At 49.8% G+C, this 14,833-nt stretch carries 15 protein-coding genes; 7 read left to right on the forward strand and 8 right to left on the reverse strand.

Going from position 1 to position 14,833, the window contains the following annotated elements:
- Positions 1-35: 35 nt before the first annotated feature.
- Positions 36-1,373, reverse strand: a complete 1,338-nt coding sequence (locus NYE70_RS20835; RefSeq protein WP_341047933.1) for a glycoside hydrolase family 30 protein — start codon at positions 1,371-1,373, stop codon at positions 36-38.
- 86 nt (positions 1,374-1,459) lie between these two features.
- A complete protein-coding gene (locus tag NYE70_RS20840; protein ID WP_341047935.1) occupies positions 1,460-2,464 on the reverse strand; it encodes a LacI family DNA-binding transcriptional regulator in 1,005 nt (334 codons plus the stop codon).
- Positions 2,465-2,688: 224 nt separating this feature from the next.
- Between NYE70_RS20840 and NYE70_RS20845 the strand changes: the two genes are divergently transcribed.
- Positions 2,689-2,865 carry a hypothetical protein gene (locus NYE70_RS20845; RefSeq protein ID WP_211021609.1) on the forward strand — a complete coding sequence of 59 codons (177 nt, stop codon included), beginning with the start codon at positions 2,689-2,691 and terminating at the stop codon, positions 2,863-2,865.
- A gap of 123 nt (positions 2,866-2,988) precedes the next feature.
- Entirely contained in the window at positions 2,989-3,300 is a 312-nt protein-coding gene (locus NYE70_RS20850; RefSeq protein WP_244861564.1) for a hypothetical protein, read from the forward strand.
- 68 nt (positions 3,301-3,368) lie between these two features.
- On the opposite strand, the gene NYE70_RS20855 is transcribed toward NYE70_RS20850, so the two are convergent.
- From NYE70_RS20855 to NYE70_RS20875, 5 genes are all read right to left on the reverse strand, one after another.
- Positions 3,369-5,336 carry a methyl-accepting chemotaxis protein gene (locus tag NYE70_RS20855; protein ID WP_341047937.1) on the reverse strand — a complete coding sequence of 656 codons (1,968 nt, stop codon included), beginning with the start codon at positions 5,334-5,336 and terminating at the stop codon, positions 3,369-3,371.
- 112 nt (positions 5,337-5,448) lie between these two features.
- Positions 5,449-6,558, reverse strand: a complete 1,110-nt coding sequence (locus NYE70_RS20860) for a Ger(x)C family spore germination protein (protein WP_341047938.1) — start codon at positions 6,556-6,558, stop codon at positions 5,449-5,451.
- A complete protein-coding gene (locus NYE70_RS20865; RefSeq protein WP_341047940.1) occupies positions 6,555-7,649 on the reverse strand; it encodes a hypothetical protein in 1,095 nt (364 codons plus the stop codon). Before NYE70_RS20865 ends, NYE70_RS20860 begins: the two co-directional genes overlap by 4 nt.
- Positions 7,650-7,651: 2 nt before the next feature.
- The gene (locus NYE70_RS20870; RefSeq protein WP_341047942.1) at positions 7,652-8,992 is read right to left on the reverse strand and encodes a spore germination protein; all 1,341 of its coding nucleotides are present in this window, start codon (positions 8,990-8,992) and stop codon (positions 7,652-7,654) included.
- 148 nt (positions 8,993-9,140) lie between these two features.
- Positions 9,141-10,220: a GGDEF domain-containing protein gene (locus tag NYE70_RS20875; protein WP_341047943.1), complete on the reverse strand. Its 1,080-nt coding sequence runs from the start codon at positions 10,218-10,220 to the stop codon at positions 9,141-9,143.
- 225 nt (positions 10,221-10,445) lie between these two features.
- Here NYE70_RS20875 and NYE70_RS20880 point away from each other — a divergent pair, with 225 nt between their 5' ends.
- Genes NYE70_RS20880 through NYE70_RS20890 form a run of 3 tightly spaced genes read left to right on the forward strand, consistent with a single transcriptional unit; the run spans position 10,446 to position 12,641 of the window.
- A complete protein-coding gene (locus tag NYE70_RS20880; protein WP_211021604.1) occupies positions 10,446-11,207 on the forward strand; it encodes a threonine/serine exporter family protein in 762 nt (253 codons plus the stop codon).
- Positions 11,208-11,232: 25 nt separating this feature from the next.
- A complete protein-coding gene (locus tag NYE70_RS20885; protein ID WP_211021603.1) occupies positions 11,233-11,688 on the forward strand; it encodes a threonine/serine exporter family protein in 456 nt (151 codons plus the stop codon).
- A 29-nt stretch (positions 11,689-11,717) separates the two neighbouring features.
- Entirely contained in the window at positions 11,718-12,641 is a 924-nt protein-coding gene (locus tag NYE70_RS20890) for an AEC family transporter (RefSeq protein ID WP_211021602.1), read from the forward strand.
- Positions 12,642-12,742: 101 nt separating this feature from the next.
- Here the strand turns inward: NYE70_RS20890 and NYE70_RS20895 are convergent, their stop codons facing one another.
- Entirely contained in the window at positions 12,743-12,919 is a 177-nt protein-coding gene (locus NYE70_RS20895; protein ID WP_211021601.1) for a hypothetical protein, read from the reverse strand.
- A gap of 376 nt (positions 12,920-13,295) precedes the next feature.
- On the opposite strand from NYE70_RS20895, the gene NYE70_RS20900 reads away from it, so the two are divergent.
- Positions 13,296-13,955 (forward strand): LemA family protein, encoded by a 660-nt coding sequence (locus NYE70_RS20900; protein ID WP_211021600.1) that lies wholly within the window; start codon positions 13,296-13,298, stop codon positions 13,953-13,955.
- Positions 13,952-14,788, forward strand: a complete 837-nt coding sequence (locus tag NYE70_RS20905) for a TPM domain-containing protein (RefSeq protein ID WP_211021599.1) — start codon at positions 13,952-13,954, stop codon at positions 14,786-14,788. Before NYE70_RS20900 ends, NYE70_RS20905 begins: the two co-directional genes overlap by 4 nt.
- Positions 14,789-14,833 lie beyond the last annotated feature (45 nt).

Below are 14,833 nucleotides of genomic sequence, written 5' to 3' on the forward strand. Positions count from 1 at the left end.
TTATCCTCCACATCCTGAAATGTCTTGAGATTGCTTTATTGAATAATATAAGTTGCGATCGAATGGGCCGGCAGCGTATCGGTGACGGTCTCTTCACCCAGTTGAATCGCAAATTCCCGCTTCTCGTCGGTTTCGTTTTGGATGACCACTACTACGCTCGCATCTGTATTCTTGAATGCCGTCATTTGCAGCCCGGAAGCTTCCGAGGATAGTCCTACACGGACAGCACCCGGACGAATGTATTTACTAAAATGACCAATGTAGTAGTACGAGCTGTTGTAATGGACGGTGTCTGTTACCGTATCAGCTATAATCGGGGCGTCGCAAAGATTGTTGACATGGTTAGGTCCTCCGGTTTCGTCAAGAACGAGGTTCCAGTCAAGATACCCTTCCGTCCAATTGTTCAAGTCGCCGATCATATTGCGGCCGTACCGTTCTCCGGTAAACCATTCGCCCAGCTTGACTCCGCCTTCCTGGCATCCCTCCGTAAAGAGAAGATGCTTGTCGGGGAACAGGTCATGAACCTTGCCGACTTCTTCAAACGCTTCGCTCACATACCAGTGGAATCCTGTTCCCCAGACGTATTTGGCCGCTTCAGGATCAGACAGAACCGCGGAAGCCCGTTCAACGATAAGGTCGCGATTATGGTCCCAAACGAGGATATTAACGTCTTCAAATCCTTCACGGTGCATCGTAGGCCCGAGGTGATCGCGGACAAAATCACGTTCCTCTTCACCGCTGAAGATGCAGGAATCCCAGGTTTGCACGGCCGCCGGCTCATTTTGGACGGTAATCCCCCAAATCGGTACGCCCTCTTCCCGGTATGCCTTAATGAATTTGGTATAATACAATGCCCAAGCCTCGCGGAATTCCGGCTTCAATTGGCCGCCATGATTCATTTCCCCGTTCGTCTTCATCCAGGCAGGCGGACTCCAGGGGGAAGCCAGCATCGTAATATCCTTGCCGATTGCTTTCACCGCGTCATGAATCAGCGGCAGCACCCATTTTCGATCACGCGAAATATCAAACGTTTTCAGTTCAGCATCGTTTTCTTCCACATAAGTATAATTGCCCAGCGCGAAATCACAGCTGTGAATGTGTACCCGGCCGATCGTATATCCGAGTCCTTCCTCCGGGTCGAAATAGCTGCGGATCACTTCCGCTCTCTTCTCCGGACTTATACGGGACAATGTATAGGCCGCCGCTTCCGTAAAAGCGCCTCCAAAACCGAGGATGGTTTGATAAGTTTGCTCGGTCGTTACCTTAACCTTATCCTTTCCTTCCGCCGATCCTGCCTGAGCCGTCAAATCCCCTTGCAACTGCAAGCGTTCTCCGGTATCACGGGATGTCAACACTTTAGACCATTTTGCCATTTTGATCCGCTCCTTAAACAAATGTTAGTTTCACAGTGAAACCTTTCGAAACCGGTTTCGATTTGCCTAAAAAAAAACAGGGATCATTATAGCGATCGACAAGACTCCCTGATAACCAGCTCGACCGGAAGCATATCCGATTGAACTTCTTCCCCGCCTTCTATCGTATAGATTAACATGTCGGCCGCCTTATTGCCAAGTGCATATGTATCCTGGCGAATCGTCGTCAAAGCAGGTGTCAAAAATTTGACCATTTCGATATCATCAAACCCGATAATGGAAATATCCTCCGGAACTCGAAGACCCTGATTTTTAACCGCCATCATCGCCCCTACGGCCAGGTTGTCCCCAGCAGCAAAGACGGCCGAAGGCAGCACGCTGGCTTTGAGCAGCTCTTCCATGGCGATACGTCCGCTTTCAACCGTATAATCGTAGCTTCCCTGAATAACATGCTCCGGTTCTACGGACAATCCCAGTCCTTCCATCGCTTGCAAATATCCCTGAAGCCGTTTCTCCCCCGCAAAGGTATTCCCGCCGCCGATATGGGCGATCAGCCGGTGTCCGAGCTCGTGCAAATAATTCACTGCCAGGATGCCTCCGGCAATATTGTCCGAGTAGATCGTGCTCTTCGTATCCGATTCCTGGTCCAGCAGAACACATGGGATGTTTGATTCCAGCAGCTCCAGAAAATAAGGATCCGTAAAATCAGGCAAGATGACGACTACCCCATCCACGCCGCGGATTTTGCAATGCTCAAGGTAACTGCTTTTCTTCCCCCCGATGTCCTTAGAAATAAACATCAGGTCATATCCCCTGGAGGTGGATACTTTCTTGAATCCCTCAATTACCCCGGCAAAGTAAGGATGCAGAATTCCGGCTCCGGAAGGCTCGTTAAATAGCACTCCGATCGTCCAGGAGCGCTTGGTCGTCAAGGAACGGGCATGAGCATTCGGCAAATATCCCAGTTGCTCGGCCGTCTCTAAAATTTTGCGCCGGGTTTTCGGGCTGACATCGGCGTAGTCATTAAACACCTTGGAAACGGTGGTCGGTGAAAAACCCGTTGTTTTTGCAATATCATAAATCGTGATCACTTGCCTATTCATCTCCTGCCCTTGATCAGACCACCTATAGGGGTTCATGAGAATTTTAGCCGTCCACAAGAATGAAGTCAACCACAGATGTCACCATCACGCTCGCTGTCTCCTCCTTGTTTCACCGTACGCCGAACCGTTTAAAAAGTAGTCAAACGGACCTGCCGTCCTAGTCAGCACAGAGTAAGCATTCCTGAGCAGGATGATAATAAGGAGGGATTTCCATGTACGAGCCTCGTGACAGAAATGAAGTAAGCAATGTGGATGTGGAACGAAGAGATGTCCAGCATAAATCGGAACCCAGCATGGTTGCGGCAACCTTCATTAAGTATGCGGCCTACATTGTTTTATTCTTCGGGTTTCTTTACTTCCTTGTCAAATACGTGTTCCCTAAATTTTAAGACCATATTACCGTTCGGAAAGCAAGAACCGCCCTTCTACGGGCGGTTCTTGCTTTCCGTTTGAAATACGGGAAATAGGGTAAACTCCATGTAAGTACACTAAGATCAAGGAGGCGAACCTTTATGCCGGACTACCCGAAGACTGAAGGGGATCAAGCCTATGAACGCTATCAACTGTTAGGCGATTATCGTGCCGAAAATGATATTCCGGACGACGATTTGCTGCCTCACGATACGCGGATTACCCAAAGCTTGAGCGAACCTGCCGAAGAAGTTAGCGATACTGACGAGCTCCAAATGGAAGATTCTCTGCCTGACGTTCCCGATGCAGATGAAATACAACCCGGCAGCCCGGTAGACCAAGCCGCTCCAGACCCCGATGCCATGCATGGCACCGATTTGCTTAACGGCTTTGACGGAGACGAAACGGAATAAACACGATAATACCTTTTAACAAAGGGGACTAACCAAATGATTCTGGTTAGTCCCCCTTTTTCTTTCTATTATATTTTGAATTGTCCGACCAATTGCTGCAGTTGTTCAGCCATACTGCTAAGATCGGCGGAGGAAGAAGCCATCTCCTCCAGTGACGCAAGCTGTTCTTCCGCCGCTGCCGATATCGTCTCCGTGTTCCCTGCCGTCTCCTCCGATAAATTGCGGATCTGACCGATCACGAGTTCGACCTCTGCGGCTTCCGAGGCCACTCCGTCCATGGTGACCGATGCCTGGGATATCGTAGCCGCTGCTCCTACAACGGAATCACGAATCTGGCTAAAGGATTTGCCGGATTTCTCCACGGCATCCAATCCTTCATTCACCCGCTCCTTAACCTCTTCCATCGTAGTAGCGGCTTGTTCCATTTCTTGTTGAATATGACCGACCAACTCTTTGATTTGATCGGCAGAATGCTGCGAACCTTCGGCAAGCTTCCGGACTTCCGAGGCGACGACCGCAAACCCGCGGCCTTGTTCTCCGGCTCTGGCCGCTTCGATAGAGGCATTAAGGGCAAGCAAATTCGTTTGCTGTGAAATGCCGGCAATTACATTGATAATCTCACCGATATGCTCTGCACGCCGGTTCAAAGATATGACCACCTCGGCCAGTCCCTCGACCGTGTGATGGATTCCCTGCATCGTACTCTCCGTACCCGCAGCAGCTTGTGCTCCTAAATTGGCGGATTCGGTTGTTTCTGACATCGTTCTGGTAACTTCCTGCATCTGAACCGAGACATCCTCCACCTTTCGCGCCATTTCCATGACGGTGCTGGTTCCGCCTTCGACACTCCGGAGCTGCTGCTCGCTTCCTGCAGCCACGTCATGTATCGCGACCGTCACGTGCTCGATCGCCTTCGTCGTTTGTTCGGCCCCGGCGGAGAGTTGTTCTGCAGATGCGGATACACTGTTCGTCATATCCTGAACGCCTTCTACCATTCCTCTGAGGTTATCCACCATAAGCTGGAAGTTGCCGGCCAATTCGCCAATTTCGTCCTGACGGAATGAATCGAGACGTTTCGTCAAATCGCCTTTTCCCAATATGCTTGTCGCTTCATTCAATTTCTGCAACGGAAGGATAACCGAACGGACATTCATAAAGACGATAACCGCTGCGCCGAGTACAGACAGAACTACGACAACGATCGTCGTATTGCGAATTCCTTCCGTCCCATCCGCAACTTCTTTCTGGCTAATCGTTCCCCCGATTCTCCAGCCTGTAGCCTCGTTTTTCATAAATGCCATTTTATAATGGTTCTTCTGCTGGGAATAGTCGAGCTTTCCGCTGTCGCTTTGGAACATCCGGTTAACGAACTCTTCTTTATACTCCGAACCAATTTGGGCCGTAGGATGAACCAACAACTTCTTGGTGCTGTCGACGATAAAGATATAGCCGTCGTTCCCTACCTTCATATTCGTCATGGAAGCAACCGCGCTCAAATCTAGATCTAAAGAAATCACGCCGCTCCCATCGGCCAGCACTTGCGAGATGGACACGACCGGCTTGCCGTCAACCGACAAATAAGAAGGCGACACAACCGCCTTTTTGGACTTCAGCGCATGTACATACCAATCTCTGGTACGCGGGTCGAAGTCATCGTCAAGCTTCAGATCGGAAGACAGCAAAATGCTCCCCTTGTTTGTCCCCACATACAAGTTCAGGACATCCTTGTGGATGGCCTGGTATTCCTGCAGTTTATTCTTGATTGCGCTGCTCCCGGCCGCAACTTCCTGATCTACCCCCGTCCCAGGGATTCGTTCGCCATAATAGTTGAGATCCACCATCTTCTGACTGATCTCATTCGTGATAATCGCGTCCGCCGAGCTGACGCTTTGCAGCGCACTCATCATTAAGTCCTGCTCTACACGATGGCTCGCAGCCGAATAGGTAATCGAGCCGATAATGATGCTCGGGACAAGCAATACAATCGTGTAGGAAACGATCATACGCATCCGGATCGTTAAAGATTTTTTTCTCATGACGCCGCCTTCTCTCTGCAGATATAAAATTAAATCGTAACTTATATATCGGCAGCAAAACATTGGCGATTTATTGACAATTAATGGGGTTTATATAAAAATTCTAATGAGTTTACCGGATCATCCCCGTATATTTAACATCTAAGTTGGCTTTAACCTGGAATTCCAGTCCCGGATACAGACGCTCCCACTCCTCCCGCTCGGTCGAATTGTTCCAATTCCTTGAATAATATCGAAGCCCCCAGCCGAACGGATCCACTCCGGAAGCTTGTATTTTCTTAAACAATTTCACGCTGTCCCTTTCCCATTTTTCGCTTGCCGCTTTGGAGATGGCCCGCAGCACCGGACCCGTGACCGGCGTCCTCTTCATATTCTCCTCCAGCGAAGCTTTACCGGATAAACGGTATTCCACGATCGCCTTCTTTTCTTTGTCTGCCTTGATACGGTATTTGGCTTTGGAGTTCTCCAGATTGTAGTCAAAGGAGTTTCCCTCGGTATCCACCTTGAAGCTGGAGCGCAGGTTATTCGAGGTTAGCAGGTTCAGCATCCGGGTTTCATCCGCAGTAAGAATGGTAACCAGCTTTTGTTTATTGAATAGTGCCACCCTGTCAATGATGAGCATATCCGGGTGCTTTGCTCTCACAACAGGCATGATCGGATCAAGCCCGTGTTCGGTCGTCCTCCGGCTTAAATCAAAAGAATAGGCGGACTTAATGTACGGAGATTCCGTCCCCTCTTTGCCTAACCCCAGAATCAGGGCATTTCCCGGCAATCTTTCGGTTTTAGTCTGCATTTTGACCACTTCCCTGGCGGAAGGACTCCCCACCGCAACATACATAATCAACTGAATATCCCGGCGACGGGTGGACCAGTCAACCAGGGGTACTATATTGTCCCTGGCTAACGACTCCCCATAGATCATCGCCTTGCAGTGACTGAAGTCCAGTTCTTTGTCCGTTTTCGACTTAGCCAAACGCACAGCTTCGGGCACACTCTTCGCAATCTCTGTAATGACGACCGGTTCCTGGCTTCTTTGCGTCGGATCGCCTTCAGGTATTGCCATCTTGAGCGTCACCTCGAACTGGTTCTTCTTGTTCTTATCCTCCGGACGATCGATTCCTATCGCCAGCACGAAGGATCTCTTGTCAATGTCCTTGAACTGACATCCGGAAATGGTCCAAGTCAGCGCGAACGCCAGCAGGCAGCAGATTGTTCTTTTCATGTCTTTTTCGCTCTCCTTTTCTTCGCAAAAAACAAAATAGCCAGCAGAACGAACTCATTTATTAGGCGAATATTCAAAAACCACTGACCTACCTGACCCAGCCGCACCTGGTTAAGGAAGTTCATAATTACAATCGTCACTATGGAAAAAGGAATCAGCACCCACCAATCCGCCTTTTTTCCAGGGAGTTTTCCCGCCTTAGATTGAAATGCGCCTTTAAACAGCTCCAGCCCCACATGCCAATGAACTACCGTGCTGAGCATGGAGATCGTCAAATAGATCGTATAAAACAAAAAGAGCACTCGTTCGATAATAAATAATTCCATTCGAATAGAATCGGCCGTAGAAAACCAGCTATACACATGATCCTCGACGCCGACAGTCCCCTGATACCCGATAGGAACCATAAAGGTGATTAACAAAATAAGCAAACCAAACAACGGAATGGTCCATAAGTATCTCGTTTTCAGGTCTTTGAAATTCCGGTTGAAAATGGTGAGATTAAAATAGCCGGAAAAAATGAAAGTTGCGCCGGCCAAAGACACATATTTGGGTTTGGTCCACATGTAAGTAACGATTTGCATAACTGCGTCCCAACTAAAATTCGGATTCAACAAAGCCTTGGCGAGCATGTATATAATGACTGGCGTTGAAAGAAAGAGAATCGTCTCCAACCCGTAAAGAATCGATTCGGAAGATAAGCGGCAACAGATTACCGCAAGCAGCAGAAACCCTACAATAACAGCATACGGAGAAATATCCGGGCTGATATAACGAACTGTGATGTCTACGAACGACAGCATCGTAATGATACCGGCCACAAACCAGAAGCAGGCAAAAATAATTATGATAATAAATGAAATGAATCTGGGTATATTGGCGTTAAGGATCTCCGGAAGCCCCTGCCCATTAAACCCGGACATGATTCTAGTAAATACGTAGAGCAGAATAGTTCCGATGATGACCGATATAAGGATCGACGGCAAGGCCCCGTGAAATCTTGTATAAATAAGAACTCTGGGAACAAAATTGATAATATTGATCAATGCGTTCACCAGAAATAAATGATAGATATACTTGCTGCTCACCATCACTATTGCCCACCCTTTGATTTGATCTCCAGCGCAAACATCTTCATATAAGGCCGCCCAAAGCTGCGGATTCCCGATAAATACATGATCAACCCGACCACCGACCCAACGACACCCAATAGTCCGAAGGTTATCGCGAACAAAATCATGATGTATTTAATAACACGTATGGTGTACCCCATCATACTTAACGGAATGATAAAATTGGAGATGGCGACGGCCGACACCAGAATAATCATAATATTGCTGACCAGTCCAGCCTGGGTCGCTGCCTGTCCAAGAATCAAACCGCCGACCGTCGTAGCCGTAGGTCCAATTGCCTTGGGCAGACGCAAGCTCGCCTCCGTCAGAAATTCCATCATCAACAGCATTAGAAAGACTTCCATGAAGGAGGGGTAGGGGACAGCGGCCCGGCTTCCCGCGATCAGCAGTGAAATCTGGACCTTTAAAATCTCGGGATTATAAGAGGCAAAGGTGACATAGAGGGACGGCAGCGTCAACGTCAAGAACAAACCGATATACCGGATGATTTTCAGAAACCAGCCGACCAACGGAACCTGGATTTTGTCATCCATTGCCGTGAAAAAGTCGCTGAAAATCGAAGGAGCAAGAATGGCAAACCCGTTGGAGTTAATCAGCACCGCGACCTTGCCCTCCGCAATATTGAACACTACCCGGTCCGGTCTTTCCGTAACGATCATTGTCGGAAAAATCCGTACCCGTTCGGGACTGATATATTTCTCCAACTCCCCTGCGGATTGCAATATATCGATTTTTACATTTTCGATCCGCTTTTTCATTTCCTTGAGCACTTGCCGGTCCACTCGCTCGTCATCGTACAGAATAGCCACTGAAGTTCGGGAAACCTTTCCTACGGTCAACATATCGATCTTTAAAGTTTCCGATTGATATCTTCGCCGGATCAGGTTTATATTCAGCTCGATATTTTCGCTGAACGCATCCCGCGGTCCCTGAACGATGGCCTCGTTCACCGCTTCACCGACTCCGCTCGACTCCACCTTGACCGCATTGAATAAATAACCGCTTTTCCCGATCGATATCAACACGAATCCTTTAAGCACAAACTCAATAATCTGCTGCCGTTCCCTAGCTTGAACGGTACCCGGAAAAGAAGCGATATAATTCTCGAAAGCTTGCAGGCTTTCCATTTCATAGCTTGGAATGACGATATAACGGTTAATCATATCCGAGTTCGTTAAGCTGCTAAGATATTGCAGCCCGATTTCATCGGAAGAGCCGAGAGACCGCTGCTCGAAATCAACCTGTCCCGACATTTTTTCAGATAGCCATGCAGCTCCCTGTTCACCTTGCTTCTTGCCCAATTCCGATCCCTCCAGCTCACATCCGATATTAACTCCTTAGCTGAGCCTATTTTGCCAATAACTCCCGATTCTCATTCATTTTGCGGACGGCCAAGGGGAGGCTGAGCGAGAAAAAAAGAAAAGGACCTCACCTTATCGGTGAAGTCCTTTAAATAGAAGATGCCCGGCAAACGCGGTTCCTGCCCGACGTCTTTGCCTGGTAAAGCGCCTGATCCGCTCTCTCGAACAATAGTTCCTCGACGATATCCGGATAGGTGGCGCTCCCGGCGGAGATCGTAATTTTATGTTCGGTTCCGTCCGGCAGAATGAAGATCTGGTTCTCGACATTTCGCCGAAGCCGCTCAGCTATAATCTCAATGCGTTCGGAATCGCAATCATCCACGATCACGGCAAACTCTTCTCCTCCTTTACGGGCAATATGATCTCCTGGATGAAAAGTATCCCTCAAGACCATAGCCAGTTGGGATAAAACCGCGTCACCGGCCGGGTGGCCGAATGTATCGTTTACCTGTTTAAAATGGTCGATATCAATCAGCAATAGGGTAATGGGCACGCGATACCGGGTCGAGGATGCGATGCGCTGCTCCATAATGACTTCAAAAGCCCTCGCATTAAACAAACCTGTCAGGAAGTCGCGATGAGCCGCTTCGCGCATAATTCTTAATGAATCGTCTGATCTTTTCAAATATAGGAGCATTGCGAGAGTAAACATTCCTCCCACGATAAAGACAAGACAAAATGTTCCGATCGGAACCCATTTGTTCTCAACCAGAATGATGGAGAAGACCAGTACGGAAAATCCGGCGGATAACCCCAGCGTCCAGGCCCATCTCTTCAGAGACAGCTTATAGTCTTTTAAAATCAGGATCGCAATGATAAAGGTTCCCAGCGCATTGACGGCTCCCCAAACAGAAGCCATGCTCACACCGCTTAGGAATACTAGCCTGTATACGAAAATAATGACCGTGGCGACCAGGCCCGCTATCCATCCGCCAAGGGAGACGGAAATTAAAATCGGCAGCTGACGGAAGTCGGCAAAGACGAAGGTGTTAATCGGGAATGTGTAATACATTAAAGCAACCCCGAATAGTCCGAGGACCAGTCCGAGTATTAATTTGGTTTGATTTCTTTTGTGAAGATTGTAGGCTTGGCACTTACCCCAGGCCATGTTCCCAAAAAATAAAAAGGTAGTCAAAACAGTAAAGTTGTTGATTAGACTCTGCAGCATATCCTATTTTACCTCTCAACTGTAATCATCCGACAAGAGACCATTGCCGGACTAGGTAAGCATATCACAAAATTTAGGTAAAGGACTCACATATTCGCTTAATTTTCGATTATTTTTCGCTAATGTTCGACAAATTTCTACATCTTTCACGGAGACTTTCAATGGATTCCGCTTTCGAATCTGCACATGATATAATGGGCTTAAGTTGTTGGAAGGGAGAGCAAGATGATGAACGACACGGCGGCTGTCGATGAACAGGAGCCTATTGAAGTGTGCCTGTTAGCCGGGAAAATCATGCTCCAAAGCGGAGCGGAAACCTACCGGGTAGAGGATACGATGACCCGGATCGCCACGGCCTTGGGCCTTGCCGGATCCCATAGTTACGTCACGCCCACAGGCATCATGTTTCAATCCGATGACATGAGATGGGCCAAGCTGATCCGGATTGTGGAACGCACTACGGATTTGCAGAAGGTTGCTGCCGTGAACGATGTTTCACGCAAGCTGTCCAGCCGGGATGTCACGGCTGCAGAGGCCCGGGCCCTTCTCGTGGACATTGACACATCGCGGCATGCCTACCCGGTCGGGCTTCAAATTGCCGCGGCCGCCATCTCCAGCGGGTGCTTCACCTTGATGTTCCGGGGCAGCCTGTTTGATTTTTTTCCCGGCGTCGTATGCGGCGGACTCGGTTTCCTGGCGTTCATCCTGCTCCATCGTCTCGTCAAAGTGAAGTTTTTCGCGGAATTCAGCGCTTCCTTTCTGATCGGCATCGTCGCCTCGCTGCTGGTGTTGGCCGGAATCGGCAAGGAGCTCGATAAAATCATTATCGGGTCCGTCATGCCCCTTGTTCCCGGACTATTGATCACCAACGCGGTCCGGGATTTGATGGCCGGCCATCTGGTCTCCGGATTGTCCAGGGGCGCCGAGGCGTTCCTGACCGCTTTTGCCATAGGGGCTGGTATCGCCTTCGTATTTACCATTTTATAATCCGGAAAAGAGGACTTAACCTGCTATGAACCTGGTTCTGCATTTCATTACCAGCTTTATCGCCTCTGCGGCTTTCGGCATCCTGTTTAACGCCCCCAAGCGGACCTTGCTGCAATGCGGATTCTCCGGCATGCTGGGCTGGGCCGCTTACATTTTGCTGGGTTACAGGCTGGATACCATATACGCGACCGTAGCCTCGACGATCATCGTCGGTGTGGTCAGCCAAATCTTCGCCCGTACTTACAAGAAGCCCGTTATCATCTTCAGCGTATCGGGAATCATTCCGCTGGTGCCGGGAGGCATGGCCTACGACGCCATGCGGAATTTCGTGGAAAAGGAATATAACACGGCGATTCAGCTTGCGGCGCAAGCATTTCTGATCTCCGGTTCCATCGCCATCGGGCTTGTCTTGTCCGAGGTGCTCAATCAAATTATCCGCAAAATCCGGATGCCCCGCCCCAAAAAAGTCCGCGCCAAATAAGCCGGCAAGAAAGAAGATGAACATCAAAGATGATAGCTCAAATTTTGCTGGATGTCGTTTTGCCCATTTTCGTGCTGATCGGGCTCGGAGCCTTGATGCAGCGGGCCTTTCGACTCGATTTGTACACCCTCGCCAAAATTAATTTTTACTATATTACGCCGGCTGTCGTGTTTCTCAGCATGTACCATTCCGAAATGTCGCCTGCGCTTCTCGGCAATGTTACGTTATTTTATGCGTTATATGTACTACTGCTCTATGTCGTGAGCATGATCGTCAGCCGCCGCATGAAATTCAGCCGGGGAATGAAAGCCGCTTTTACGAACAGCCTGATTCTCGATAATTCCGGGAATTATGGCTTGCCGATCAATCAGCTCGCTTTCAAAGGAGATCCGCTGGCATCCTCCCTCCAGGCGCTCATTATGACGTTTCAGAGCCTGGTTACCTTTACTTACGGCGTAATGTCGGTGCAACGGGCCAAGTCCGGCGGAACCTTGAAGGCTGCCCTGATCGGTTTTCTCAAGATGCCGGTGCCCTATGCGCTCGTACTCGGGCTGGTTTTCCATGTCCTGAAGCTCCCTCTTCCGGAGTTTGCCTCCAAACCGCTGGGCTACATTTCCGATTCCATGGTCAGCGTGGCTCTGCTTACATTGGGAGCGCAAATTGTAAAGTACCCGCTGCGGCTGGACCGCCTCGACGTGTATGTCAGCGTTCTTTTGCGTTTGCTGATCGGTCCTGCCATCGGTTTATTACTCGTCTTCCTGCTGGGGCTCAAGGGTGTGCCCGCCCAGGCGCTTCTGATCGCTTCCGGGATGCCTACGGGTGTGAACAGCACCATCCTCGCTGAAGAATACGATAATGAACCGGATTTCGCATCGCAAACCGTGCTGATTTCCACATTGCTCAATATCGTAACCATCACGGCATTAATCTCCCTTGCGAAATATGTGGGGTAAAGCTCAAATGCCAAGAGGCCAGCTACGGATATTTCCTCCGTCGCTGGCCTCTTCTTTTTTCATCCTGAGTTTCCACGCCTGCTTTACAGATCAGGCCGCTTTTAGATTACCGGCTTTCCGTTCATCTCATGAGTCATTTGATGCCATTCTTTAATCATTCGTCTTAGAAATAGACCCTCTTGTTTTCCTAATCCATATTGGTTCTCCCTGGCGATCATCTCGCCAATCCGTCGTTTCAACATTTCACTCCGGCGTTCCAACATTTCATCATAAGCCAAGTAAAGTCATCTCCTAAATCCGTTGTAATAACGTTATTTTCACACATCTATTAGTATAGACGTTATAATTCGGGAGGGAAAACCGGATGTCTTTACCTAAGCCTTGATGAGATAGGATGCTCTATCACTACCCTACTGTAATGCGATCCAGCCGCAAACTTCCTCCCATATCCTCCCGGATGGTCCGGTTTCCTCGGGATGGTCCCGGAGGTGCCCGTCCAGATCGAACTATCTGTCGGAAACATAAGCCTGAGTACCCTGCCCCGACCGATTGGATCGATTGGATGGAGTTTCCTTGTATAGGGCAAAGGGTAAAGAGATAAGTAATAACAGAAGATGGACCATTGCGCAATATTACAAGGAGGGTACATATTCTATGAATCTCAAAGGAAAAGGCTGCTTGATCCCGCTGATCATCGTCATTGCGGTGGTCGTTATTCTCATTGCTCTGTTTGCCGGAAATTACAACAAATTCGTCGCGGCGGACGAAAACGCGAACCAGGAATGGAGTAAAATCGACGTTCAGCTCCAGCGGAGATATGATCTGATTCCGAATCTGGTCAATACGGTAAAGGGATACGCCTCCCATGAAAAGGAAGTAATCAAAGCAGTATCCGACGCCCGTGCCGCACTCGGCGGAGCAAGAACTCCGGATGAACTGGCTCAGGCCGACCAGCAATTGTCCGGCGCGCTCAGTCGTCTTCTGGTTGTCGTAGAGAATTATCCGACGCTCAAAGCAGACGCGCAGTTCACGCAGCTGATGGACGAGCTTGCCGGCACGGAGAACCGGATCGCTGTAGCCCGGAACGATTATAATGCAGCCGTCGCCACCTACAACAATATGCGAAGACGCTTCCCGGGCAATCTGCTCGCAGGCATCATGGGCTTTGATAAACGGGAGTATTTTGAGACCACGCCGGAATCGCGGACCAATCCGGAGGTGGACTTCGGCACGGATTCAACTTCATCCTTGAACCCGGTAAATCCATTGCTTCAGTTCCCGGGTGAAGAAGCCCGGGCGGGGGCTGGAGCATGAAACCTTCAGGTGGCCGTGTTTGTTCCGGCACCGGGTCCGCTTGCTTAAGAATTGTGTCCCTCCTCCTGCTGGCTTGTGTTCTGCTGGGAGGGCCTGCTCCCCTCTTTGCCGCACCGAATATTCCGGAGCCGCAAGGCGATATTTATGTTCAGGATTTCGAGAACCTGCTCACGGCTGAACAGGCCCGGGAATTAAACAGCTTGGGAAGGGCCCTGGAGGATCGGACCAAGGCTCAAATTGCCGTATTGACTGTGCCAACTCTGGACGGCTACACCGTGGAAGAGTACGCTTTGCAGGCCCTCCGCAAATATGGACTGGGGGACCAGAAATTGAATAACGGAGTGCTGCTTCTGCTGTCGATGGAGGATGGCGAGCCGGGCAACCGACCGCTGCGGATCGAAGTCGGCTATGGCCTCGAAGGGGCTCTGCCTGACGGCAAGGTCGGCAGAATCCTCGATCAGGTCACCATCCCTTATCTGGTGAACAACCATCCTGGTGAAGCGATCGTGGAAACCTATAAAACGCTATACAACGAAGTTGCCAGAGAATATGGTGTGGAGGGAACTTTAACGCCGCAGGAAATTGCGGTTCCCGAAGCGCCTGCCGGGAATGGTGGAGACGGCCGCTTATCCTCCGGCTGGATCATTCTCATCATCGCTTTTCTGGCGGTAGATTTTATTTTCTTCCGCGGAATGATGACGATGTTCCTGATCTCGATACTCGGTCGGGGAGGCGGCAGCGGCGGAGGCGGAGGCTTCGGCGGTGGTGGTGGCGGCTTCCGCGGAGGCGGCGGGGGCTCCTCGGGAGGCGGAGGCGCAAGCCGAAGATTCTGATTCACGGCAAGTCCGGCTACCCCAACGCGGCAACTCCCGGTATAA

This window comes from Paenibacillus sp. FSL R5-0407, assembly GCF_038009185.1.
GTDB lineage: Bacteria > Bacillota > Bacilli > Paenibacillales > Paenibacillaceae > Fontibacillus > Fontibacillus vini.

What these genes read in the sequence shown, in the direction of transcription:
- NYE70_RS20875 (WP_341047943.1), bottom strand. Translation starts at nt 10,220, where the DNA reads ATGCTGCAGAGTCTAATCAACAACTTTACTGTTTTGACTACCTTTTTA.
- NYE70_RS20860 (WP_341047938.1), bottom strand. Translation starts at nt 6,558, where the DNA reads ATGAAAAGAACAATCTGCTGCCTGCTGGCGTTCGCGCTGACTTGGACC.
- NYE70_RS20890 (WP_211021602.1), top strand. Translation starts at nt 11,718, where the DNA reads ATGATAGCTCAAATTTTGCTGGATGTCGTTTTGCCCATTTTCGTGCTG.
- NYE70_RS20835 (WP_341047933.1), bottom strand. Translation starts at nt 1,373, where the DNA reads ATGGCAAAATGGTCTAAAGTGTTGACATCCCGTGATACCGGAGAACGC.
- NYE70_RS20850 (WP_244861564.1), top strand. Translation starts at nt 2,989, where the DNA reads ATGCCGGACTACCCGAAGACTGAAGGGGATCAAGCCTATGAACGCTAT.
- NYE70_RS20885 (WP_211021603.1), top strand. Translation starts at nt 11,233, where the DNA reads ATGAACCTGGTTCTGCATTTCATTACCAGCTTTATCGCCTCTGCGGCT.
- NYE70_RS20880 (WP_211021604.1), top strand. Translation starts at nt 10,446, where the DNA reads ATGATGAACGACACGGCGGCTGTCGATGAACAGGAGCCTATTGAAGTG.
- NYE70_RS20845 (WP_211021609.1), top strand. Translation starts at nt 2,689, where the DNA reads ATGTACGAGCCTCGTGACAGAAATGAAGTAAGCAATGTGGATGTGGAA.
- NYE70_RS20900 (WP_211021600.1), top strand. Translation starts at nt 13,296, where the DNA reads ATGAATCTCAAAGGAAAAGGCTGCTTGATCCCGCTGATCATCGTCATT.
- NYE70_RS20855 (WP_341047937.1), bottom strand. Translation starts at nt 5,336, where the DNA reads ATGAGAAAAAAATCTTTAACGATCCGGATGCGTATGATCGTTTCCTAC.
- NYE70_RS20905 (WP_211021599.1), top strand. Translation starts at nt 13,952, where the DNA reads ATGAAACCTTCAGGTGGCCGTGTTTGTTCCGGCACCGGGTCCGCTTGC.
- NYE70_RS20865 (WP_341047940.1), bottom strand. Translation starts at nt 7,649, where the DNA reads ATGGTGAGCAGCAAGTATATCTATCATTTATTTCTGGTGAACGCATTG.